Here is a 21,385-nt window from a genome sequence, read left to right as displayed (position 1 = left end):
GGGATGATGGGTCTGTGGTGCGGATGATCGATGTGGCACATGAGGCCGGCGTGTCGGCTATGACGGTGTCGAACGTGATCAACGGCCGGCCCGGGGTGAGCGCGGAGACCCGGCTGCGGGTGCTCGCGACGATCTCGAAGCTGGGCTACCAGGTGAACCTCGCCGCGCGGCACCTGCGTGCGGGCCGCACCGGTGCCGTCGGGCTGATCGTCCCGGACATCGACCGGCCCTACTACGCGCAACTGGCCAGCCGGCTCGCCAAGGGCGTGGAGAAGCGTGGCCTGCACCTCGTCGTCGAGCGGACCGGGGGCGACGCCGAACGCGAGCTCGAGGCCATCTCGTTCGGCCGGTTGCGCATGTACGACGGCGTCGTCATCAGCCCGTTGCGCGTCGACGCCGCCGACCTGGATCAACTGCATTTCGAGACGCCTGTCGTGTTCATCGGCGAGCGGCCGGTTCCGAAGACCTTCGACCACGTCATGATGGACAACGTCGGCGGTGCTCGGCAGGCCACCCAGCACCTGCTCACGACCGGGTCGCGGCGTATTGCCGTCGTCGGCGGCCGGCATGACGACCACGTCGACGACATGCCGTCGTTGCGGACTCGCGGCTATCGTCAGGCCCACGTCGAGCTCGGCGTCCAGGTCGACGAGCAGCTGGTGGTCGAGGTCGAGTCCTTCGACCCCGGGGCCGGGTTCCAGGCCGTGAGGCGGCTGCATGAGTCCGGCATCGCGTTCGACGGCGTCTTCGCGCTCACCGACGCCGCCGCGATGGGCGTGCTGAGGGCATTGGCCGACCTACGGGTCGAGGTGCCGCGCGACGTCCAGGTGATCGGCTTCGACAACGGCAAGGAGACCGAGTTCCTGGTGCCTCGTCTGTCGTCCGTGGAACCGGGCAACGAGACGATGGCCGATCGAGTCCTCGAACTGCTGGAGCATCGTGTCGCCGCGGCCCGAGACGGCGGCAAGGACGCGCCGGACCCGGTGACGACGATCGTGACCGCCCAGCTGGCGTTGCGCGAATCGACCCGCTGAGTCCTGCGTGAGTCAGCGTGCCGGCTCCCAGCGTCCTCTGCTGTCGCCCGCTCATGACGTGCACGATCAGGTCGACGGCGATGACGACCGTCACAGCAGTCCTCTCGTCGCGAGATTGCCCATGAGCGCGCGGACGCCGAAGTCCCACGGTTCGCAGTCCTCGGCGTGCCGGACGCGGTTGACCAGCGTGCCCAGCGCCGGTGAGCTGATTCTCACGATGTCACCGAGCTTGTGGGTGAAACCCTCGCCGGGCCGGTCGCGGTCCTGGATGGGGGCGAACATGGTGCCGAGCATGAGGACCGCACCGTCTGGATAGTGATGGTGGCGACCGATCAGCTGTCGCACCAGTGCTTCCGGGTCGCGCGACATCCGCGACATCTCCGAGACCGCGTCGAGGCCGAACCCGTCCTCGCCCTCGATGTCGAGACCCACTTCGAGCTCGCGCACCCGGTCCAGGCCGAAGCGGTGGTCGAAGAGGCGGATGAACGGCCCCAGCGCGCAGGACGCGTTGTTGTCCTTCGCCTTCGGCAGCAGGAGGGCGGACCGGCCCTCGACGTCACGCAGGTTCACGTCGTTACCGAGGGTCGCGCCCACGACCCGGCCGCTGGACTGGACGATGAGTGCCACCTCGGGCTCCGGGTTGTTCCACGTCGACGCCGCGAGCACGCCGACGGGGACGGCGGTCCCCACGGCGGAGAGGACCTGGCCCTTCGTGAAGATCTCTGCGTCCGGTCCGATCCCGACCTCCAGGTACTGACTCCAGGCTCCCTCGGCCATCAGGAGGTCCTTGAGACGCGATGCCTCTTCGGAGCCCGGCGTCAGGTCGTGGAAGTCGTCGCCGACGTCGGCGAGCATCCGGTGGCGGATGTCCGCTGCGAGCGCGAGGTCGCCGCGCGCCCGTTCCTCGATGACGCGTTCGATCATCGAGACCGCGAACGTCACGCCAGCAGCCTTCAACGCCTGCAGGTCCACGGGCGCGAGCAGCCACGGACGGGTGGTGTCACGGGCCGCCGCCCCGGTGTTCGCCAGCACCTGCGCGACATCTGCGATCGGTCTGCCGTCGAGGCCGGCGACGACGACCGCCGGGTCGGGCAGCTCGCAGATGTCGCGGACGGTCGGGAACCCGTCGCTCACATCGAGGAGCTCACCGTCGCGCACGACCACGGGCGACGGTCCTCCCGCGGCGGGGTCCCAGACACGGCCGATCAGCACGCTCTCGGCCGCATCGTCCGGCAGCGCGTCGGCAGCGGTTCCGAACCAGGCGTCGACCGCCTCCGGCGCGGGCAGGGTCATTCGTCGGCTCCAAGGTTGAAGAAGGACCGCTCGTCACGGGGACGGATGTCGTAGGCGGCGTCCTCGAACAAGCGCATGGGATGGGGCGTGAACGGGTGGCGTGCGATCTCCTCCAGGTCGAGCTCGATGCCGAGTCCGATGCAGGCGGGGATGATGACATCTCCTTCCTCGGTCAGCGTGAGACGTTCGTTGGTGATCCGCGGGCGCCACGGGACGTCGGACGCCATGATCTCCAGATAGTGGAAGTTGGGCAGGCTGGCACCGAGCTGCAGAGTCGCGGCCGTGCTCAGCGGCCCGCTCGGGTTGTGCGGCGCGAAGCCCACGTAGCTGGTCGCGGCGAGCGTCGAGATGAAGGCCAGTTCGGAGAGGCCGCCTGCATGGGTCACGTCGGGCTGGACGAAGTCGACGGCCTGCCGGGCGAGGGCGGGGGCGAAGCCCTGCCTGCCGAACCAGCGCTCGCCGGCCGCGATCGGCACCGGCGAGGCGCGGCGGATGTCGGCGAGCGCGTCGAGATTGTCCGGCGGACAGGGCTCCTCGAACCAGACCGGATCGAACTGCGCGATCTCACGTGCGATCTTGACCGCATGCCGGACGTCGAACCGGCCGTGGCCCTCGATGAACAGCTCGACGTGGCGCCCGACGGCGGAGCGGACCGCGTCGATCTGCGCGAGCACGCGATCGAGCTGCTGGGAGGTGATGGTGAGGTCGTGATTCTCGAACGGGTCCCACTTGAGGCCGCGGAAGCCGGCCTCGATCGTTCGCCGTGCCGCGGCAGCATAGTCATCGGGCGTGACGGCGCCGGAGAACCAGCCGTTCGCATAGGCACGCACCCGGTCACGGGTTGCGCCGCCGAACAGGCGCGATACCGGCACCCCCAGCTCACGGGCCGAGATGTCCCACAGCGCCATCTCCAACGAGCTCAGGGCCGTCATGATCACCGGGCCACCGCGCCAGTACCAGTCTCGGGCCAGCTCGTAGATGGTGCCGGAGATCCGGGTGGGGTCGAGCCCGGTCACCGCCTCGGCGAGTTCGGCGACCGCCCCCTGCACGGCGCGCTCCTTGCCCTCGAGGGTCGCCTCGCCGAGCCCGACGATGCCCTCGTCAGTGCGCACCCGGACAATGACGAGATTGGTCCGGTAGAAGTCGACGGCGATGGTGTCGACCGAAGTGATCTTCATATCGTGGTCAGCCCTTGACTGCGCCGGCGGTCATGCCGGCGACGACGTATTTCTGCGCGAACAGGTAGAACGCGACGGCGGGCAGGGTGAACATGAAGGCCACCGCCATGACTGTCTGGACAGGAGTGCCCACCTCACCGATGAAGCTTGCGATGCCCACGGAGGCCGGCTGGGTCTCGGGCGCGTAGATGAACGTCACCGCGAACACGAACTCGTTCCAGGCGTGGAAGAACGCGATGACCGCGGCGGCCGCGATCGACGGCGCGATCAGGGGCACGTTGATGCGCACCAGCATCGTGAGCGGCCGGGCGCCGTCGACCCGGCCGGCCTCCTCGAGCTCGCGCGGGATGCCGTCGATCGCACCCTTGAGGATGAGGGCGACGATCGGCAGCACGAACGCGGAGTTGGCCAGGATCAGACCGATCAGCGAGTCGAGCAGGTCGAAGCGGTTGAACAGCGAGAAGAGCGGCACGACCATGAGCGCCTCGGGGAGCATCTGCGTGAGCAGCAGCACCACCGTCGTCAGGACCTTGCCCCGGAAGGAGAATCGCGAGAGCGCGTAGCCGAGTGGGATGCCCAGGCCGATCGACATGGCGGTCGTGCCGACGGCGATCACCAGGCTGTTGCGCAGCCAGCGCACCGTCTCGCCTTCGGCCAGCGCGTCCACGAAGACTCCGAACTGTGAGAAGTCGGGCCAGAGCCGGGCCTCCGAGGCGAACAGGTCGGCGTCGCTGGACAGCGCGGTGACGAACATCCAGTACAACGGGAAGACGGCGATCCCCATGACGGCGAGGACGGCGACGATGCGCAGGGTGAGACCGATGTGGAGACGGTTCACCGGAGGCCCTCCTTCGCGGCGCCGCGGGCGACGAGCCTGCTGCCCGCGATGACGATGAGGGAGATGACGACGCCGACCATGCCGATCGCGGCCGCCGTTCCGAGCTGCTTGGAGTCGAACGCCTGGGCATAGAGGTCGATGACGAGCGTCTCGGTGGAACCGACCGGGCCGCCCTTGGTCATCAGCCAGATGAGCTCGAACCGCCGGATCGACCAGATCGTCATGAGCAGGGCGAGCAGACCCACCGTCGGCTTGATGACCTGCCAGGTGACGGCCCGGAACGTCCACCACCGGCCCGCGCCGTCCATCGTCGCCGCCTCGGTCAGGTCCTTGGGGACGGCCTGCAGGGCCGAGAGCAGCACCACGGAGGTCAGGGGGAAGAGCTGCCAGATGGTCGTCACGAGGATCGCCGGAAGGGCATAGGTCGGGCTGTCGAGGATCGTGCCCCCGGGGACACCGAGTCCGATGGCGTTGAGGAACCGGTTCACGATTCCGTACTGGGGGTTGAGCATCCAGGTCGCGATGAGGGCGACGGCGATGCCCGGCGCGGCCCACGGCACGGTCACGAGCGCGCGGGCGATACCGCGGCCGCGGAAGTTCCGGTTGAGGAGGAGCGCCACGAGCAGCCCGGACCCGACGGAGCCGGCGACGCATGCGACGACGTAGACGAGCGTGGTCCGGAGCGTACGCCGGAAGTCGTCGTCGCCGAAGATGTGGGCGTAGTTCTCCAGTCCCACCCACGTGCTGCGCGTCGGGTTGAGCAGCGATGTCCGGGTGAAGCTCAGGTAGATCTCCTGAGCGAGTGGAACGCCCTGGAAGAGGATGATGAAAGCGGCCGCGGGGGCGAGGAACACGTAGGGCGTCCATCTGCTGCCCAGCGGGCTACGCCGGCGCCTGGCCGCCTCGGATCGAGGCGCTCTCGTCTGCTCGAGCACGGTCATCGAGTGGGTGTCCTTCGTCACGGTAGTGACGCCGGGGCGAGTCGATGTCGCCCCGGCGTCGTCGAGTCAGCCGACCAGTTCGGTCGCCTGCTCCTGGGCGGTGTCCAGGGCGGTCTGGAGGTCGACCGTGCCCTGGAGGGCGGCGATGACGTTCTGGACGACGATCTTGCGGATGTCCGGCGTCTGAGCCTCGAAGCCGAGGACGATCTGCGGGAGGCTGGAGTCGGTGAGCTCGTCGAACGTCGGCAGGAACGGCAGCTCCTGCAGTGACTCGGGGGTGCGCTCAGTGGCCGTCGCGACGCTGCTCGCGCCGAGGATCTCCTGCAGGCTCACCTGGTTCTCCGGCTCGAGGGCCCACTGGATGAATGTGGCCGCCTCGTCCTTGGCCGAGCTCGCCTCGTTGATCACGATCGGTGCGAGGATGGCGCCCTGACTGCGCTCCGGGAAGGGGATGGGGGCGACGTTGAAGTTGAGATCGGGGCTCTCGGCGCGCAGGTGCGTGGCGTAGCCGCCGTTGTTGAGCTCCATGGCGACCTTGCCCTCGGCGAACATGCGGCGGAAGGTCGCCGCGTCGGCGCCCCGCGGGATGACGTTCGCGTCGTAGAGGTCCTTGTAGGCCTGCAGGCCCTCGAGGTTCTCCGGCGAGTTGATAGTGAGGTTCTCACCGTCGGACCAGGCGCCGCCGAAGCCGTAGACGTAGTTGAAGATGTCCTGCCAGACCCCCGCCTCTTCGGCCTCGGTCTGACGGAACGCCAGACCGAAGACGTCGCCACTCGTCAACGCCTGCGCGGTCTCGAAGAACGCGTCATACGTCGTCGGCGGCTCCGGAATGAGATCGGCGTTGTAGAACATGGCGTAGTTGGACGCCTCGAAGATGATTCCGTGCCGTACGTCGTCGTGGACCATGAACTGGTCCGGCTGCTCGAGCAGGTCGTACTCGCTGACGTCGATCAGGTCGTCGAGTGGCGCGATCAGGCCGGCGTCCGAGGCGGCCTCGAACTCGGGCATGTCGAAGCGGACGAGGTCAGGACCCTCGCCGCCGCCCATCTGGGTGAGCACCGTCTGTCCGAAGGTGGGGTACGGGACCGATGCGGCCTCGACTCGGATCTCGTCCTGGCTCGCGTTGAACTCGTCGATCCATTCCTGTAGCTGCGGCCCTCGGCCGGGATCGCCGAAGGTCGAGGCGGCGAACGTGAGTGTGGTGACACCGCCGTCCGAGCCCGAGCCCGAGCCGGAGTCGGAGCCGCATCCGGTCGAGACGACGGCGGCAAGGCCGACCACGGTGGCCGCGGCGACCGTGGCGCGGCGAACGCGGGGTTTTCTCATCGGGTGCTCCTCAGGGAGTCGTGGCACTGGTTGAACGTTAAAGGCGTGCAACGATCGTAGAAACATATGCAACGGTGTCAAGTCGTGGTTGCACATCGCAGCGTGTTCGTTGCGTATAGTGCAATCTGGAGGTGGGCGTGTCTCAGACGATCCAACGCGCGATCGAGCTCATCAGGAGGTCCGCGGAGCACCCGCTGAGCCTCTCCGAGGCTTCGGAGGTGCTCGGCGTCCACAAGTCGACGGCGCTCCGGATTCTCCAGACGCTCGAGGCGGCGCGGTTCGTCCGGAAGACCGGGGCGGGGACGTACGTGTTCGGGAGCGGCCTCATCGAGCTGTCCGAGCTGGCGCTCGGCTCGATGGACCTTCGCCAGTTCGCCTCGGTGCACCTGCGCCGGCTCCAGCGGGAGACCGGCCACACGGTGCACCTGGCCCAGCTGACCGGCGACGAGATCATCTACATCGACAAGGTCGACAGTCCCGCCTTCGACGCCGTGAAGCTGCCGTCGCGGGTCGGGCGAGCGGTATCGATCTACGCGAGTGCCGTCGGCAAGGTGATCTTGGCGCATCTGCCTCGAGAAGAGCGCGATCGACTGCTCTCACACGTGACGTTCCAGCGGTACACGGACACGACCTTCGCCGACCGTGGGTCGCTCGAGCTCGAGCTCATCCAAGTGCGCGAGCGCGGCTGGGCGACGGACAACGGCGAGCACGACGCCTACGTGATGTGCGTGGCCGCACCGATCAGGGACTCGCGGGGCCAGGTCATCGCCGCCGTCTCGATCACGGCGATCGAGGTGATCGCGACGTTGCCGCAGCTGGAGGCGAGACTTCCGCTGTTGCTCGACACGGCGGCGTCGATCTCCGCGGAACTCGGCTACACGACCGGTGCTGCGGCGGTGCCGGCGACGGCCGAGCCGGCGGTCGGCTGAGTCGTGGCCGGCGCGCCTGGGGCGGCGCCGCCGGTAGGAGGCACCGCCCCAGGGGTTGCCGAAGGGTCAGTGAGCCTCGGCGGGTGTGCTCCGCGACTCGTTGAACAGCTCGTCGCCCCGGTAGTGGGCGATCACCGGTTCGTCGAGCAGCGCGCCGTCGACGGTCTGGTGGAATCGGGCAGCGCCGTCCCTCACCGGCGCGGAACCGAGGTACTGGTCGCCGGCGTAGAAGTCCACCGTGCCCGACGGTGCGGTGACGCTCGTCGTCACGGGATCGATCGTGGCAACGGCGGTGAGCCGCACGTTGCCGGAACCGCCGGCCGGCTCGGTGTCGATGCCGAGCTCCGTCGCCGTGGCACGGAAAACGAGCTCGCGCAGGTAGTGGTTCAGCAATGGCCGCCAGACGTGCCAGGTGTGGACGCCCGGAACGTTGTACTCGTCGACGTCGACGCCGGCCGCCTTCAGCGCGGCGGCGTTGCGTTGCGAGTTCTCGGCGATGTTGCCCAGGCGGTCCTGGAGGCCGGTGCCGATCATGATTCCGCCGGCCACGCCCTTCATGCGGTCGATCTGCACCTGGCTGGCCTGCGGTCCGCCCGCGCTCCAGGCGGCGTGGTAGCCGAACAGCGCGGTGTGGTCGTACATGAGCGTGTAGGCGCGGCTCCCGCCGGCGGAGAATCCGCCGAAGGCACGGTCCTCGGCCCGGGTGGAGACGTTGTAGTTCTGCTCCACGAACGGGATGACGTTGTTCCTGAGCTCGTTGACGTAGCCCAGGTTTCCGCCGGGAAGGCCGTTGAAGTCGGTCGACACGATGACCATCGGTTGGGCCGCGCCGTCCTGGATCGCGTTCTCCAGGATGTGGTGGGCCACGCCCTGCATCGTCCAGGCGGTCGAGTGGTCGCCACCGCCGTGGCTCAGGTAGAGCGTCGGATACGGCGTCGCCCGATCGGGGTCGTAGTCGTGCGGCAGGTACACGACGATGTCGTGGACGCCGACCGGGTTGGTGGACAGCGGGGACGGGTAGCGTCGCGTCTCCAGGGTGCCGGCCTTGTTGGGCCGGGGCGGGGCCTGGTAGTCGGTGTCGTAGGTCGGGAACTTCTTGCTCTCCGGGACGTAGATCGTGCTGCGCACCGCTCCCGGCGCACCGGCGTACTGAGGCTGGATCTTCCATGGGTTCGCCGGGTCGTCGTGCAGCGTGCAGCCAGTGGCCAGCACGTTGGTGCAGTCGTGGGTGAAGGCGTAGCGGAAGCTTCCCGCGGGCAGCGGCACCGTGATCGACCAGACTCCGTCGTCCCCGCGCTCCATCGGCAGGATCCGCCACGGCGTGGCGGCGATGTCGCCCAGCCTCCATTCCGACGGGTGCCGGCCGTCCCCGCAGTCGTTGCAGGTCACGCTCTCGGGGTGGGAGTAGAACCAGTCGCCGTAGATGTGGACCGACTCGACGCCTTGGGGCGGCTGGTACCTGAAGGTGACGGAGTACCCGGTGGGCGGCTGATCCGTCCGGATGACTTCCGGTCCGAGCGGCTCGGACGGCGCGGCCGTCGCGGCCGTCGCGATCGCTCCGGCCGTCATCGCCGCGGCGACCGCGAGACCGGCCAGCAGTGAGCGCATCAGCCGCCTGCCCGGCGGGGACGCCGGCGTCCGGCGGGGCTGTGGCAGGTGCATGTACCTCTCCCTCCGTTGGGCGAGTCGATCAGGCCGTTGACGGCTGATCGATTACATCGTGGGAACCATCGTGGAGAGGGTGCGGCTGTGTCAAGAGGTGATTGCAAATGACAGCGATCGTGTTGCATATTGTGCAACGACTCCCAATGGCGAGCTCGCGCGTCCACGTCACTAGGCGTTCCCCTGCTCTACCACCCATGCATGCCGGGTGAAGCAGGAGAACGCCTGGTGAGGTAACGCAACGGGACGACTGTGACGGGCGAGGCCTATGAGCGAGCCGGAGGGCTGGTCTGGGAGCTCGTGGGGAGTGTGACCGTGACGACGAGGCCGCCGTCGTCGCGGGGGCGGGCGGTGGCGTCGCCCGTGTGTGCTCGCGCGATGGCGCGAACGATGGACAGTCCCAGGCCGGCGCCTTTCGCGGTGGCGAGGCGGTCGGTGCCGAGGCGGCGGAATGGTTCGAACAGGGCATTGACCTCGTACGGCGGGACGACGGGTCCGGTGTTGCTGAACTCCAGCTCGACCACTCCCGCGCTGGGGTCGGTCCGGCTCTTGACGTGAACCCAGCCGCCCTCGGGGTCGTTGTGCCGGATGCCGTTCTCGACGAGGTTGTGCACGAGGCGTTCGAGGAGGAGTGCGTCGCCGTCCGTCACGGCCTCTTCGGCCTCGTCCTGCACGTCGACCTCGCACTGTTGGGCTTCCTCGGCCGTTTGGGCGATGACGTGGTCGACGACGTCGGCGAGGTCGACGGGGAACCGTTCGACCACTTCGTTCTCGGCTTTGGCCAGCATGAGAAGGCCGCTGATCAGGCGCTCGTGGCCGGTGTTGATCTCCAGGAGGTCTTCACCCAGGCGTTTGACGTCATCGGAGGCCGATCGCCGGTGCATGGCCAGCTCGACGAGGCCCCGGCTCAGTGTGAGCGGCGTTCGTAGCTCGTGTGAGGCATTGGCGACGAAACGGCGCTGGCCATCGAAGGACCGGTCCAGGCGGGCAACCATCGTGTCGAAGGTGTCGGCGAGTTCCTTGACTTCGTCGTCGGGGCCGATGAGGGCGATACGTTCGTGGAGGCCGCGGTCGGCGGCGGGGGCGGCGGCGATGCGTCGTGCGGTCTCGGTGACGCGGTGCAGGGGCGCGAGTACGCGGCCCGCCACGAGCCATCCGAATCCGGCCGCGGCGCCGCCCACGAGCAGGAGTGCAATTCCCCCTTGGGCGATCAGTGACGTGACGGCTGAGTCCCGTAGCCGTTGCTCCTGCCCTTCCAGCCAGTCCGTGGCCGCTTCGTCGGTGAGGACTTGTCCCTCGCCGGTGACGATCTGGTTTCCTGGGGGTGCGTCCTCTTGGGGCGGGGGCTGGTCCTCCCCGTCGGTCGAGTTGGAGAAACTGATCTCTAAAGAAGAGCCGGACAACTGCTGGTTGAACAGCGCGTAAGTCGTGCCGAGGAGAACGACGCCGGCGACGAGGAACATGGCTCCGTAGATGACGGTCAGTCTGGTGCGCAGGCTGATCCGGATCGGGAGCACGTCGACAAACCTTCGGCGTCTCACGGTATGCGGTATCCCACACCGGCGATGGTCTCGACGACCGGCGGGTTGCCGAGCTTGCGGCGCAGTTTGAGAATGGCCAGCCGCACGGCCCCGGTGAACGGGTCGGCGAATTCGTCCCAGACCTTCTCCAGCAGGTGCTCGGCGGAGACAGCGGCCCCGTCGGCGCGCAGCAGTTCGGTGAGTACCGCGAACTCCTTCTTGGACAGTGGCACCAGCCGGCCCTCACGGAAGACCTCGTGACGGCCCGGGTCCAGGATGATGCCCGCCCGGCGCAGCACAGGGGGAGCGGCAGGACGGGAGCGGCGGCCGAGCGCGTGGACTCGGGCGCTGAGCTCGGCGAACGCGAACGGCTTGGTCAGGTAGTCGTCGGCGCCCAGCCGGAGCCCGGTCACCCGGTCGACCACCTCGGCGGCGGCTGTGAGCATCAGCACGCGCGCGCCCGAAACGTCCTCGACGAGTTCCCGGCAGACGTCGTCGCCGTGGACGAGCGGAATGTCGCGGTCGAGGACGACGACGTCGTAGTCGTTGACGCCGATGCGTTCCAACGCCGCGGCGCCATCGTGGACCACGTCGACGGCATGGGTATCGTTGCGCAGCCACTCGCCGATCGCGCCGGCGAGTCTCGGCTCGTCCTCGACCACCAACACCCGCATGTCCCGCCTCTCTCGCTGGTCGGGGCGGCGTCGACGCCGCCCCGCACGGTCATTGTCGCCGACCCGTGTGTTTCTTTTCCGTTAGCACCGTGAGCGAGCACCGTTCGGCGCCACGGAAACGCTGCGGAAACGGTGTTCTCGGTTTCCTGGGTGGCAACGCGCCGGCACTCGGCCGGCCCCCGACAGGAATCGAGACGACAATGCGAACCCGACTTCGAATGGCGCTGACAGCGCTGCCGTTGGCCGCACTGCTGGCTCTCACCGGCTGCGGGTCGGACGGTGGAAGCGGCGACGGCGGCGACCCGGTGGCATCCGCGGACAGCAGCACGCCGCCCGACAGCAGCGACGAAGGCAGCGGGGACGACGGCAGCGGCGGCAACGGCGGGGAGCCGCTGAGCGAGGACGAGCTGCACGACAGGCTGCTGGAGTACGCGCAGTGCTTGCGCGACCATGGCCTCGACGTGGAGGACCCGGCGCCGGGCGAGGGCATCCAGCTCCAGAACGAGGGCGATCCATCGAACTCCGACGAAGCTCTCGCCGCGTGCGAGGACGTAGCTCCGCCAGCTCCCCCTGAGGGCAGCGAGGACGAGGATCGCGAGGACATGCTGGCGTTCGCGCAGTGCATGCGTGACAACGGCGTCGAAGCGTTCGAGGATCCCAAACCTGGCGAGGGCATCGGGATAGGCCCGGAGATCGTGGGGGACCCGGACTTCGAAGCGGCCGAGCAGACCTGCAACGACCAGGTGTTCGGTGGACAGCCAGACACGCAAGGCGACGCGTCATGAGCCAGGACGTCATGTCGCGACCAGAGGACGTGGAGCTGGACGTCGACGACCGTCCACGACGACGGCGGCTGCTGTGGCTGGCCATGGCTCTCGTTGTGGCCGGCGGCGCCGGCGCGTCGTACTGGTTCGCCGTCCGGAACGACTCATCGGCACCGGCGGACGCGTCGACCAGTCCCGCGGCGACGGCGGATGTCACCAGGGAGACGCTGACCAGAGCCGAGTCGTTGACTGGAACGCTCGGCTACGGCACGCCGCTGGCTGTCAAGGCGAAGGGTGACGGAACGGTCACCGGGCTCGCCGCCCAGGAGTCGGCGGTCAGCCGTGGCACCGAGCTCTATCGCCTGGACGAGCAGCCGGTGATCGCCGTGATCGGGTCGGTCCCCATGTATCGCGAGCTGTCACCGGGCACCGAGGGGGCTGACGTCGAGATGCTCGAGCAGAACCTCGCCGAGCTCGGCTACGACGGGTTCGACGTCGATGACGAGTACACCTGGAACACGGCCCAGGCCGTCAGGGAGTGGCAAGACGACATCGGCGCCGAGAAGACCGGCACGGTCGGCCCGGCCGACGTCGTGGTCGTTCCCCAGGCGGGACGCGTCGACGGGATCAAGGTCGCGCTCGGCGACACCGTCACCCCCGATACGGAGGTTCTCGGCATCACCGCAGCCGACCAGATCGTGTCGCTCGAGGTCGACGTCGCTGACCGAGGTCTCGTCGACGTCGGCACCGGGGTCTCCGTCCGGCTGCCGGGTGGCCAGGAGGCGGCCGGGACGGTGACCTCCTCCACGGTGGTCGAGGACACGTCGGGCGAAGGCGACGGCGGAGGAGGCGGCGGGGACGACGAGGACCCGGGCGCCGACGACACCATCACCGAGGTGGAGGTGACACTCACCGACCCGGTCGACGAGGCGCTGATCGGGGCGCCGGTCGACGTCGTCGTGAACGTCGAGACCCGTGAGGACGTCCTCGTCGTCCCCGTCAACGCCCTGCTCGCATTGGCCGGGGGCGGGTTCGGACTCGAAGTCGTCCGCGCTGACGGCACGACGGACATCGTTCCGGTCGAGACCGGCATGTTCGCCAACGGCAAGGTAGAGGTGAGCGGCGCGGACATCGCCGAGGGAACCGTCGTCGGGGCGGCCGGCCGATGAGCACGCGCATCCAGGCCACGGCAGCGCTGCCCGACGCGATCTCGGACACGAGGGAACCCGTCGTCCTCCTGAGCGAGGTCCGCCGCGTCTATCCCGGGAGCCCACCGGTGCGAGCGCTCGACGGCGTCGACCTGCGGATCGACCCGGGTGAGCTCGTCGGCATCGTCGGACCGTCAGGCTCGGGAAAGACGACCCTGCTCAACGTGCTGGGCACGTTGGACCGGGCCGATGCCGGCGTCGTGCGCATCGACGGCTACGACGTCGACGACCTGTCCGACCGGCAGCTGTCGGCGATGCGCGCGCATCGGATCGGGTTCGTGTTCCAGCAGTTCTTCCTCTCTCCGGGGGTGACAGCCCTGGACAACGTCGCCGACGGACTGCTCTACACCGGGATCGCCCAGCGCCACCGCCGGGCCAGGGCACGGCGGACACTGACCCGGGTCGGGCTCGCCGACCGAATGCACCACAAGCCACACCAGCTCTCCGGCGGCCAACGGCAACGGGTCGCCGTCGCCCGGGCGCTTGTCGGCCAGCCGGCGCTGCTGCTCGCCGACGAGCCCACCGGCGCCTTGGACTCCGCCTCCGGCGCCGCGGTGCTCGAGCTCCTGCACGAGCTCCGCGGCAGCGGAACGACCATCGTGGTCATCACCCACGACCACGGCGTGGCCGCCGAGCTGCCCCGGCAGGTGCACATCCTCGACGGCCGGATCGAATCCGACGAAAGGACGGCAGAACGATGACGGCCACGTCCGCACCCCCGGCTTCGCGGCTGCGCGGCCGCGACACCATCCGCGTCGCTCTCTCCGGACTGCGCACGCGGCCGCTGCGGGCCGTGCTGTCCGCGCTGGGCATCGCCGTCGGCATCGCCGCGATGGTGGCCGTGGTCGGCATCTCGGCCAGCAGCCGTGAACAGGTCAACGACCAGCTTCGCCGGCTCGGTACCAACCTGCTGACCATCACCCCGGGCCAGCAGCTGATGGGAGGTGAGGCCAAGCTTCCCCCCGAAAGCGTCGGCATGGTCGCCCGTGTCGGCCCCGTCACCGCCGTCAGCGCCATCGGCGCGGTCGACGACGCTTCGGTCTTCCGCAACCAGCACATTCCCGAAGAACAGACCAACGGGCTCTCGGTGAACGCGGCCCGGCCCGATCTTCTCGACACGGTCTCGGGCACGGTCGCCTCCGGACGCTGGCTCGATGACGCACTCGCCCAGTTCCCGGCGGTCGTGCTCGGCGCCGACGCCGCCGAACGCCTCGGCATCGACCACACTGACGGCAGCGTCCAGGTATGGCTCGCCGGCGAGTGGTTCACCGTCGTCGGGATCCTCGACCCGGTGCCGCTGGCACCCGAGCTGGACTCGTCGGTCCTGATCGGCTGGCCCGTCGCCGAGGACACCCTCGGCTTCGACGGCTCCCCGACGACGATCTACGAGCGATCCGACGAAGACGCGGTGAACGACGTCCGGGCCGTCCTCCCAGCCACCGTGAATCCCGACCACCCCGAAGAGGTCTCCGTCAGCCGGCCCTCCGACGCCCTTGCCGCCCAAGCCGCCGCCGACGAGACCCTCACGACCCTGCTGCTCGCCCTGGGCGGGGTCGCGCTGCTGGTCGGTGGCATCGGTGTGGCCAACACAATGGTCATCGCCGTCCTGGAGCGACGCTCCGAGATCGGCCTGCGGCGCGCGCTCGGAGCCACCCGCGCCCACGTCCGCCGCCAGTTCCTCGGCGAGTCCGTCCTGCTCGCCGGCCTGGGGGGAATCGGTGGCGCAGCTCTCGGCGGCGTCGTGACCGCCGCGTTCGCCCAGACCAGGGACTGGCCATTCGCCCTGCCGGTGTGGGTGCTCGCCGGCGCTGCGGCCGCCACCGTTCTCGTCGGTGCCATCGCCGGCGCGTACCCCGCGGCCCGCGCGGCGCGCATGCCACCCACCGTGGCCCTGGCGACGGTCTAGCCTGAGGCCGGCCGGTCGCTGCGCATCCTTGGATCGTGCGTGGGGTCGGCATACATGGCCGGGCAACCGTGATCGATGGCTTCGGGGCGCAGTTCGTAGTGCCAGGGTTCGTTGCGGTAGATCTGGCACAGCCCGTACTCAGCGCCGTGTTCGGACAGCCACGCCCTGGCATCGGAGGGCCCGATGTCGATCGCGTCCCCGGATACGTGAGGAGACGTGTCCACGGTGGCGACCCACCGGGCGGCTTCCTCTTTCGAGCCGTACTTCGAGACCGCCTCGCGAAGAAGCTGATTCTGGTACTCCGGGGAACGCCAGCCACTGTTGACGTTGAACTTGACGCCGTCGTGAGCGGCATCCGTCGCCGCTTCCCGTAGGGCTTTGAGCAGATCGGGGTCGAGGTTGGCGACGCCGGGATACTGGTCGTCGAACACTGTCACGCCGTCAGGGAGGTCACCGTCATCCTCGGTGACGGCACCGTCGGTGACGGCACCGCCGTGGTCGGTAGTCGCACCACTGTGGTCGCCGCGACGGACATCGTTCAACGAGGACGCCGACGACGACGCCGACCGATAGACGAAGGTCCCGATGATCGCGGCGGTGACGATGACCACGCCGACGGCGACGGGCCCGAGCGTCCTCCGGGTCGTTGTTCGTGCTGCTGCGGTTTGACTCATGCTGACAGACAAGGCGATGAGGTGTTGTCAGCACGTATGTGGATTTCGATACGCCGACGATATGCACCGGCTCGTAGCATCGAGAGCATGCGTGTGTTGGTCGTCGAGGACGAGCCGTATATGGCTGAGGCCATCCGCGACGGGCTGCGCCTGGAAGCGATCGCCGCCGACATCGCCGGCGACGGCGACACCGCTCTGCAGCTGCTGAGCACCAACGCCTACGACATCGCCGTCCTCGACCGCGACATTCCCGGGCCCTCCGGTGACGAGATCGCCAAACGTGTCGTCGCCTCCGGCAGCGGTATGCCGATCCTCATGCTCACCGCCGCCGACCGGCTCGACGACAAGGCCACCGGGTTCGAACTCGGTGCCGACGACTACCTCACGAAGCCGTTCGAGCTCAAAGAACTCGTGCTCAGGCTCAGAGCGCTCGACCGCAGGCGCGGTCACAACAGGCCCCCCGTGCGAGAGATCGCAGGCCTGCGGCTGGATCCGTTCCGCCGCGAGGTCTACCGCGACGGCCGCTACGTCGCGCTCACCCGGAAACAGTTCGCCGTCCTCGAAGTCCTCGTCACTGCCGAAGGCGGTGTCGTCAGTGCCGAAGAGCTGCTGGAACGGGCCTGGGACGAGAACGCCGACCCCTTCACCAACGCCGTGCGCATCACCGTATCGGCACTACGCAAACGGCTCGGCGAACCCTGGCTCATCGCCACCGTCCCCGGCGTCGGCTACCGCATCGACACGGCATCCGGCACCGGACGTGAAGGAGCCGACCGTGGATAGGGCGCCCGGTTTGAGCGTTCGCCTGAAACTCACCCTCAGCTACGCCGGATTCCTCGTGCTCGCAGGTGCCCTGCTACTCGCCCTGTGGGTGGTCCTCATGCGGTACTTCCCCCAGGCTGCGATCATCAGAGACACGAGATCTGGCATCGGCGGGGCGTTCGCTCCCGGCCGCTCCAGCGCCCAGCGAGCCTTCACTCTAGTGGCAGTCGCAGCGTTGGCGTTCCTGCTGGTGTTCGGCCTCGTGGGAGGATGGATCCTGGCCGGCCGCATGCTCGCCCCCCTGACCCGAATCACTGACGCCACACGCATGGCCGCGGACGGATCGCTCTCCCACCGAATCCGGCTACCGGGTCGCAGAGACGAGTTCCGCGAACTCGCCGACGCGTTCGACACCATGCTCGCCCGGCTCGAATCACACGTCGCCGAACAGCGGAGATTCGCGACCAACGCCTCACACGAACTGCGCACCCCACTGGCGATCACGCAGACGCTTCTCGACGTCGCCCGCAACGATCTGAGCCGCGACACCGGTGTGCTCGTCGACCGCCTCCACGCCGTCAACGCCCGAGCGATCGACCTCACCGAAGCATTGCTCCTGCTCAGCCGCACCGATCAGCGATCCTTCACCCGAGAGCTTGTCGACCTGTCCCTGATAGCGGAGGAGGCCACCGAGACACTTCTCCCCCTTGCGGAGAAGCACGGCATCACCATCGAGACGTCCGGCGACCTGACCCCCACCAGCGGCTCACACGCTCTCTTGCTGCAGATGACCACCAACCTCGTACACAACGCCATCGTCCACAATCTCCCCGAACACGGCACCGTGCAGGTCACCACCGCCATCCAGCCCGAGTCCGTCATGCTCTCCGTCGAGAACACCGGTGAGAAGCTTTCACCACAACTGGTTTCGACCCTCACCGAACCGTTCCAGCGCGGCACCCAACGCATACGCAGTGACCACGCAGGTGTCGGCCTCGGCCTGGCCATCGTCAAGAGCATCGCCCAGGCACACGACGGCACCCTCACCGTCACCCCCCGGCCCGCTGGCGGGCTCCGAGTCACGGTGCGACTACCCGCCGCGTCACCGCACACTGGCAGATGACAAACACGAGGCGGACCTACGTCACTCGGCGACCGCGGTGAGCACGTGCCGGGCCAGGACGACGTCCGCGTCAGATGCGCCGGACACCGCGGGATCCCGACGGCGGTGGCGTGAGCGGACACTCGGCGCGCGGCGGTACATCGTGGGCTCGATGTGCCCGGCCGAATGGCCGCCGGCGACAACGACGCGCGGTGCCGTCACTCCTGCTCCCGTCGCCGAGCGATCTCGCTGGTGTCGTCGAGATCGCGTAGGAACCGGGATGACCTTCCTGTTTGGTCGACGTACCCGCAGCGCCGGTAGAACTCGTGTGCGTCGTTGCGGCGGTCTGCGCTGGTGACCTCCATGCGTACGCATCCACGACTCGCAGCGAACGATTCCGCCGCTGTGACGAGGTGACCACCGACGCCCTGGCGGCGTGCTCGATCGGAGACGATCAGCGCCACGATCCGACCCCACGAGCCGGTGCGCTCGAAGAACGGGCTGACGTGGACCGCGACAAGGCCGTTGAGGTCGCCGTCGGCATCGGCCACATAGGCTGCGCTGGAGGGGTCGTCACTCCACGCCTGGATCCGGTTTGCCGTTGTCGCGGTGCCGTCTTGGGGATAGCCCAGCTGGTGAAGCAGCTCGTTGACGGCCGCGGCGTCGGAGGTGTGTGCCAGTCGTATCTGCATGCCTTCCCCTGTCGACGTCTCAGGTGTGTCCACACTGCAGACGGCAGTGGACTAGGTGATGGGAAAATCAAAGTAGGTGTCTGGATGAGGTTCGTCCTTCAGCGTGTAGTGCCACCACTCGCAGTCGTACCGATTGAAGCCGCTCGCCTCCATGATGGAACACAGGTATTGCCGGTTTCTCGCTTCGACCGGCGTGACATCTATTGCTCCATGATGGGAGATCGAATCCATCAGATCATGGTTCCCACCCATGGGTACGAGTTCACGGGTGGCCAGGTGATAGAGTGTCAAGTCAACGGCACTGCCCCGACTGTGGCCCGATCTGGCTGCCACATATCCCTTTTCAACCATCTCGGATCTGTCGATATTCGGATAGTGTCGCAACTTCGTCCGGCCGTCCTCCGGCTCTTTTGACCAGCGCAGAAAGCAGTCTACCGCACGTTGCGGGCGATAGCCGTCCCACAGGAGCAAGCCGAAGCCAAGGGATTCGGCGCATTCTCGCGCTCTTTCCAGGGCTTTACACAGAGCTCTCGTGCCGACAATTCGATTTGCCAGATATCCGTCCACCGGCTTCCCGGTGAAGTTGTCCCAGGTGGCGTACTTGGCATCCCAGCGTATTCCGGGTACAAGGTCGTCGACAATGACAAAGTCACCGGTCATCGGGCTTTCCTGTCAACGCCAACGACACCATCCGGTCGATCACGTCGGCAAGCGGCAACCCTGCGGCAGCCATCATTCTCGGGTAACGGCTGTATGAGGTCATGCCCGGGAAGGTATTGACCTCGTTGAGGACTACTGTTCCATCCTCCGTGAGGAACATGTCCACCCGCGCCAGCCCCCTGCATCCGAGGGCGCGATAAATGTCCTTCGCCGTCTGCTGAACGAGCGCGCGTGACTCTGCCGAAATGTCAGCGGGAACGATTGGTGTCGAGTTCTCGGAGCCGGTTTCGGGCTGACTCTCCTGATGGATCCTGAAGAAGCCATGCGACAAGGCGATTCGGTCTACCTCACCTGCGATCAGATCCAGATCGTTCCCCAGGATTGCGCAGCCGACCTCGCTGCCGACGACAGCCTCTTCGAACAACAGCTTCGAGTCGTACTGTCGAGCCGCTTTCACCGCACTCGGCAGCTCCTCTTCTCCAGATACCTTGCTGACGCCGAAAGACGACCCCGAGCGGGCCGGCTTCACGAAGACTGGATAGGTGAGCCGGTCGGGATCGATGTTCTCATTCGCCGCGACGGTCCAGAAGTTCGGCGTGGCGATTCCCGTGCTTCGTGCGACGATGTAAGCAAGGGACTTGTCCATACACAGAGCGGAACTCTGGACATCGCAGCCCACGTAAGGGATGCCGGAGAGCTCCAACAAGCCTTGCATCGCGCCGTCCTCGCCGAGCTTGCCGTGCAGGACGGGCAACACCAGGTCCAGACTGATCGTTTCGTATCGTCCCTGCTCCAGAACGAGCAGCCCGTGGACGCTGCTGTCCGGTGACAGCACAGCCGGACGGCCACCGCCATTTTCCCAATGTGCGTCAGGCCCGTCACAGAGCTTCCAAGCACCGCTCTTCGTGATCCCGATGTAGAACGGTTCATACTTGTCGGTATCGAGGCTCCTTGCAACCTCTTGCGCAGATTTGACGGACACGGGATGTTCTTCAGAACTGCCCCCGAATATGATCCCGATCTTCAACCTAGCCATGCTGGTTCCTGCTTTCAAACCTCAAGCAATTGATGATGGAGTTCTCAACGGTGTCGCTCAGAGCGTGGTCGGTGTAATAGGCGGTGTGCGGACTGATGACTACATTCGGGAGCTGTTGCAGCCGCAATAGCGGTTTGCTTTCGATGGTTTTGTTTCTGCAGTCGGCGTAGAATATTCCTTCCTCTCCTTCGAGGACATCCAACGCCGCGCCGCCCAGTCTGCCGCTCTCCAGTGCGGGAACAAGGGCCTCGGTATCAAGAAGTGAACCGCGTCCGGTGTTGATGATGAACGCACCGTGCTTCATCCGATCGATACGCCGACCATCGAGGAGATGGTGGGTATCCGCATTGAGCGGCGTATGGAGCGTTACAATGTCGCTCTGCCGTAACAATTCATCGAGTGGAACGTAGGCGGCCGAGGTCTTGGGGCGACTGTCGTAGGCCAATATTCGGCAGCCAAAACCTCGCAGCCTATGCATGACCGCGGCGCCGATGCGTCCTGTTCCGATCACCCCGATGGTCAGATCGCGTAGTTCCTTCCCGCGTGTATCGTTCAGTCTGTAGTCATGAACATCGGCGCGGCGAATGATGGACTTCGCATTTCGCACCGCCATCAGCATCAGCATCAGTGTGTAATCCGCCACGCTGTCGGGCGAATAGGCGACGTTCTCGACGGTCATGCCGACGCTCTCCGCATACGTCACATTTATATGGTTGTATCCGATGCTTCGTGTGGAGATATACACGACGCCGGCTTCGCGAAGCGCGAGAAGAGTGGGATTGGTGACCCGCGTCTTGTGGCCCACGCTGATGCATCGATTTCCGAATGCGAGCTCGATATTGGCTTCGGACGCCGCTGCCTCTGTGATGGTCGGCACAACGCCAAAGCGAGGCGCCAGCTCTTGGAACAGACCGGCCTCGTCCTGCCCGCATCCATAGATCGTCATTCCCAATTTTGGGACGGCCGAGGAGGACGCGAGCACCAGCGATCGGGGGCGGCGGGCCGCTGTCCGTGCTGGTTCGCTGTAGCTCATGCTTCCATTTAAGGCAGCGTGGTGTTGCCAGCACGTATGTGGTTTTCGATATGGCGACGATATGCTACCGGCCGGTAACGTAGGTTGCACCTGGCCGCCGGTGAGCCCTCACGTAGTTCGGCGGAGCGAGCCGGAAGACCCGCGTGTTAGCCG

General features: G+C 67.1%; 22 protein-coding genes. 8 read left to right on the top strand and 14 right to left on the bottom strand.

What is annotated here, in order from left to right:
• The first annotated feature begins 23 nt into the window (after positions 1–23).
• A complete protein-coding gene (locus tag E1262_RS02045; RefSeq protein ID WP_132101377.1) occupies positions 24–1,034 on the top strand; it encodes a LacI family DNA-binding transcriptional regulator in 1,011 nt (336 codons plus the stop codon).
• Positions 1,035–1,124: 90 nt separating this feature from the next.
• On the opposite strand, the gene E1262_RS02040 is transcribed toward E1262_RS02045, so the two are convergent.
• The 5 genes from E1262_RS02040 to E1262_RS02020 all read right to left on the bottom strand — a co-directional run bounded on the left by E1262_RS02040 (position 1,125) and on the right by E1262_RS02020 (position 6,610).
• Positions 1,125–2,327, bottom strand: a complete 1,203-nt coding sequence (locus tag E1262_RS02040; RefSeq protein WP_132101376.1) for a fumarylacetoacetate hydrolase family protein — start codon at positions 2,325–2,327, stop codon at positions 1,125–1,127.
• On the bottom strand, positions 2,324–3,505 hold the full coding sequence (locus E1262_RS02035) for a mandelate racemase/muconate lactonizing enzyme family protein (RefSeq protein ID WP_132101375.1): 1,182 nt from the start codon (positions 3,503–3,505) through the stop codon (positions 2,324–2,326). Before E1262_RS02035 ends, E1262_RS02040 begins: the two co-directional genes overlap by 4 nt.
• Positions 3,506–3,512: 7 nt before the next feature.
• Positions 3,513–4,343 (bottom strand): carbohydrate ABC transporter permease, encoded by an 831-nt coding sequence (locus E1262_RS02030; RefSeq protein WP_203453455.1) that lies wholly within the window; start codon positions 4,341–4,343, stop codon positions 3,513–3,515.
• Positions 4,340–5,284 (bottom strand): carbohydrate ABC transporter permease, encoded by a 945-nt coding sequence (locus E1262_RS02025; protein ID WP_132101374.1) that lies wholly within the window; start codon positions 5,282–5,284, stop codon positions 4,340–4,342. The genes E1262_RS02030 and E1262_RS02025 overlap by 4 nt, the downstream gene beginning before the upstream one ends.
• 66 nt (positions 5,285–5,350) lie before the next feature.
• Positions 5,351–6,610 carry an ABC transporter substrate-binding protein gene (locus E1262_RS02020; protein WP_162605724.1) on the bottom strand — a complete coding sequence of 420 codons (1,260 nt, stop codon included), beginning with the start codon at positions 6,608–6,610 and terminating at the stop codon, positions 5,351–5,353.
• A gap of 137 nt (positions 6,611–6,747) precedes the next feature.
• Between E1262_RS02020 and E1262_RS02015 the strand changes: the two genes are divergently transcribed.
• Positions 6,748–7,539: an IclR family transcriptional regulator gene (locus tag E1262_RS02015; protein WP_132101372.1), complete on the top strand. Its 792-nt coding sequence runs from the start codon at positions 6,748–6,750 to the stop codon at positions 7,537–7,539.
• A gap of 66 nt (positions 7,540–7,605) precedes the next feature.
• Here the strand turns inward: E1262_RS02015 and E1262_RS02010 are convergent, their stop codons facing one another.
• From E1262_RS02010 to E1262_RS02000, 3 genes are all read right to left on the bottom strand, one after another.
• Entirely contained in the window at positions 7,606–9,201 is a 1,596-nt protein-coding gene (locus E1262_RS02010; RefSeq protein ID WP_132101371.1) for an alpha/beta hydrolase-fold protein, read from the bottom strand.
• Positions 9,202–9,467: 266 nt separating this feature from the next.
• Positions 9,468–10,718 (bottom strand): sensor histidine kinase, encoded by a 1,251-nt coding sequence (locus tag E1262_RS02005; RefSeq protein ID WP_203453454.1) that lies wholly within the window; start codon positions 10,716–10,718, stop codon positions 9,468–9,470.
• A gap of 20 nt (positions 10,719–10,738) precedes the next feature.
• Positions 10,739–11,395 (bottom strand): response regulator transcription factor, encoded by a 657-nt coding sequence (locus tag E1262_RS02000; protein WP_132101370.1) that lies wholly within the window; start codon positions 11,393–11,395, stop codon positions 10,739–10,741.
• 89 nt (positions 11,396–11,484) lie between these two features.
• Here E1262_RS02000 and E1262_RS01995 point away from each other — a divergent pair, with 89 nt between their 5' ends.
• Genes E1262_RS01995 through E1262_RS01980 form a run of 4 tightly spaced genes read left to right on the top strand, consistent with a single transcriptional unit; the run spans position 11,485 to position 15,273 of the window.
• Entirely contained in the window at positions 11,485–12,180 is a 696-nt protein-coding gene (locus E1262_RS01995; RefSeq protein ID WP_203453453.1) for a hypothetical protein, read from the top strand.
• Entirely contained in the window at positions 12,177–13,328 is a 1,152-nt protein-coding gene (locus E1262_RS01990; protein WP_132101369.1) for a peptidoglycan-binding protein, read from the top strand. The genes E1262_RS01995 and E1262_RS01990 overlap by 4 nt, the downstream gene beginning before the upstream one ends.
• Entirely contained in the window at positions 13,325–14,068 is a 744-nt protein-coding gene (locus E1262_RS01985; protein WP_132101368.1) for an ABC transporter ATP-binding protein, read from the top strand. The genes E1262_RS01990 and E1262_RS01985 overlap by 4 nt, the downstream gene beginning before the upstream one ends.
• Positions 14,065–15,273, top strand: a complete 1,209-nt coding sequence (locus E1262_RS01980; protein ID WP_132101367.1) for an ABC transporter permease — start codon at positions 14,065–14,067, stop codon at positions 15,271–15,273. Before E1262_RS01985 ends, E1262_RS01980 begins: the two co-directional genes overlap by 4 nt.
• Here E1262_RS01980 and E1262_RS01975 read toward each other — a convergent pair.
• On the bottom strand, positions 15,270–15,947 hold the full coding sequence (locus tag E1262_RS01975; RefSeq protein ID WP_132101366.1) for a M15 family metallopeptidase: 678 nt from the start codon (positions 15,945–15,947) through the stop codon (positions 15,270–15,272). The genes E1262_RS01980 and E1262_RS01975 overlap by 4 nt on opposite strands.
• Before the next feature lie 87 nt (positions 15,948–16,034).
• Between E1262_RS01975 and E1262_RS01970 the strand changes: the two genes are divergently transcribed.
• Both E1262_RS01970 and E1262_RS01965 read left to right on the top strand, forming a co-directional pair.
• Entirely contained in the window at positions 16,035–16,730 is a 696-nt protein-coding gene (locus tag E1262_RS01970; protein ID WP_132101470.1) for a response regulator transcription factor, read from the top strand.
• Complete coding sequence (locus E1262_RS01965) at positions 16,723–17,832, top strand: sensor histidine kinase (protein ID WP_132101365.1); 1,110 nt, start codon at positions 16,723–16,725, stop codon at positions 17,830–17,832. Before E1262_RS01970 ends, E1262_RS01965 begins: the two co-directional genes overlap by 8 nt.
• Positions 17,833–17,853: 21 nt before the next feature.
• Here E1262_RS01965 and E1262_RS01960 read toward each other — a convergent pair whose 3' ends face one another.
• Genes E1262_RS01960 through vanH form a run of 5 tightly spaced genes read right to left on the bottom strand, consistent with a single transcriptional unit; the run spans position 17,854 to position 21,145 of the window.
• On the bottom strand, positions 17,854–18,033 hold the full coding sequence (locus tag E1262_RS01960; protein ID WP_132101364.1) for a hypothetical protein: 180 nt from the start codon (positions 18,031–18,033) through the stop codon (positions 17,854–17,856).
• Positions 18,030–18,503: a GNAT family N-acetyltransferase gene (locus tag E1262_RS01955; protein WP_132101363.1), complete on the bottom strand. Its 474-nt coding sequence runs from the start codon at positions 18,501–18,503 to the stop codon at positions 18,030–18,032. Before E1262_RS01955 ends, E1262_RS01960 begins: the two co-directional genes overlap by 4 nt.
• A 51-nt stretch (positions 18,504–18,554) precedes the next feature.
• On the bottom strand, positions 18,555–19,163 hold the full coding sequence (vanX, locus tag E1262_RS01950) for a D-Ala-D-Ala dipeptidase VanX (RefSeq protein ID WP_132101362.1): 609 nt from the start codon (positions 19,161–19,163) through the stop codon (positions 18,555–18,557).
• Positions 19,153–20,199 carry a D-alanine--(R)-lactate ligase VanA-Sc gene (gene vanA-Sc, locus E1262_RS01945; RefSeq protein ID WP_132101361.1) on the bottom strand — a complete coding sequence of 349 codons (1,047 nt, stop codon included), beginning with the start codon at positions 20,197–20,199 and terminating at the stop codon, positions 19,153–19,155. Before vanA-Sc ends, vanX begins: the two co-directional genes overlap by 11 nt.
• Entirely contained in the window at positions 20,192–21,145 is a 954-nt protein-coding gene (gene vanH, locus E1262_RS01940) for a D-lactate dehydrogenase VanH (protein ID WP_238992795.1), read from the bottom strand. The genes vanA-Sc and vanH overlap by 8 nt, the downstream gene beginning before the upstream one ends.
• Positions 21,146–21,385 lie beyond the last annotated feature (240 nt).

The sequence above is a fragment of the Jiangella aurantiaca genome (assembly GCF_004349105.1).
GTDB lineage: Bacteria > Actinomycetota > Actinomycetes > Jiangellales > Jiangellaceae > Jiangella > Jiangella aurantiaca.
The sequence above is the reverse complement of the archived record's forward strand: the minus strand, read 5'-3'. Positions and strand labels throughout refer to the sequence as shown.

Coding starts and splice junctions, on each gene's coding strand:
- E1262_RS02025 (WP_132101374.1), bottom strand. CDS start 5,284: ATGACCGTGCTCGAGCAGACGAGAGCGCCTCGATCCGAGGCGGCCAGG.
- E1262_RS02000 (WP_132101370.1), bottom strand. CDS start 11,395: ATGCGGGTGTTGGTGGTCGAGGACGAGCCGAGACTCGCCGGCGCGATC.
- E1262_RS01955 (WP_132101363.1), bottom strand. CDS start 18,503: ATGCAGATACGACTGGCACACACCTCCGACGCCGCGGCCGTCAACGAG.
- E1262_RS02020 (WP_162605724.1), bottom strand. CDS start 6,610: ATGAGAAAACCCCGCGTTCGCCGCGCCACGGTCGCCGCGGCCACCGTG.
- E1262_RS01990 (WP_132101369.1), top strand. CDS start 12,177: ATGAGCCAGGACGTCATGTCGCGACCAGAGGACGTGGAGCTGGACGTC.
- E1262_RS02045 (WP_132101377.1), top strand. CDS start 24: ATGATCGATGTGGCACATGAGGCCGGCGTGTCGGCTATGACGGTGTCG.
- vanX (WP_132101362.1), bottom strand. CDS start 19,163: ATGACCGGTGACTTTGTCATTGTCGACGACCTTGTACCCGGAATACGC.
- E1262_RS01970 (WP_132101470.1), top strand. CDS start 16,035: ATGCGTGTGTTGGTCGTCGAGGACGAGCCGTATATGGCTGAGGCCATC.
- E1262_RS02040 (WP_132101376.1), bottom strand. CDS start 2,327: ATGACCCTGCCCGCGCCGGAGGCGGTCGACGCCTGGTTCGGAACCGCT.
- vanH (WP_238992795.1), bottom strand. CDS start 21,145: ATGACGATCTATGGATGCGGGCAGGACGAGGCCGGTCTGTTCCAAGAG.
- E1262_RS01985 (WP_132101368.1), top strand. CDS start 13,325: ATGAGCACGCGCATCCAGGCCACGGCAGCGCTGCCCGACGCGATCTCG.
- E1262_RS01980 (WP_132101367.1), top strand. CDS start 14,065: ATGACGGCCACGTCCGCACCCCCGGCTTCGCGGCTGCGCGGCCGCGAC.
- vanA-Sc (WP_132101361.1), bottom strand. CDS start 20,199: ATGGCTAGGTTGAAGATCGGGATCATATTCGGGGGCAGTTCTGAAGAA.
- E1262_RS02035 (WP_132101375.1), bottom strand. CDS start 3,505: ATGAAGATCACTTCGGTCGACACCATCGCCGTCGACTTCTACCGGACC.
- E1262_RS01975 (WP_132101366.1), bottom strand. CDS start 15,947: ATGAGTCAAACCGCAGCAGCACGAACAACGACCCGGAGGACGCTCGGG.
- E1262_RS02010 (WP_132101371.1), bottom strand. CDS start 9,201: ATGCACCTGCCACAGCCCCGCCGGACGCCGGCGTCCCCGCCGGGCAGG.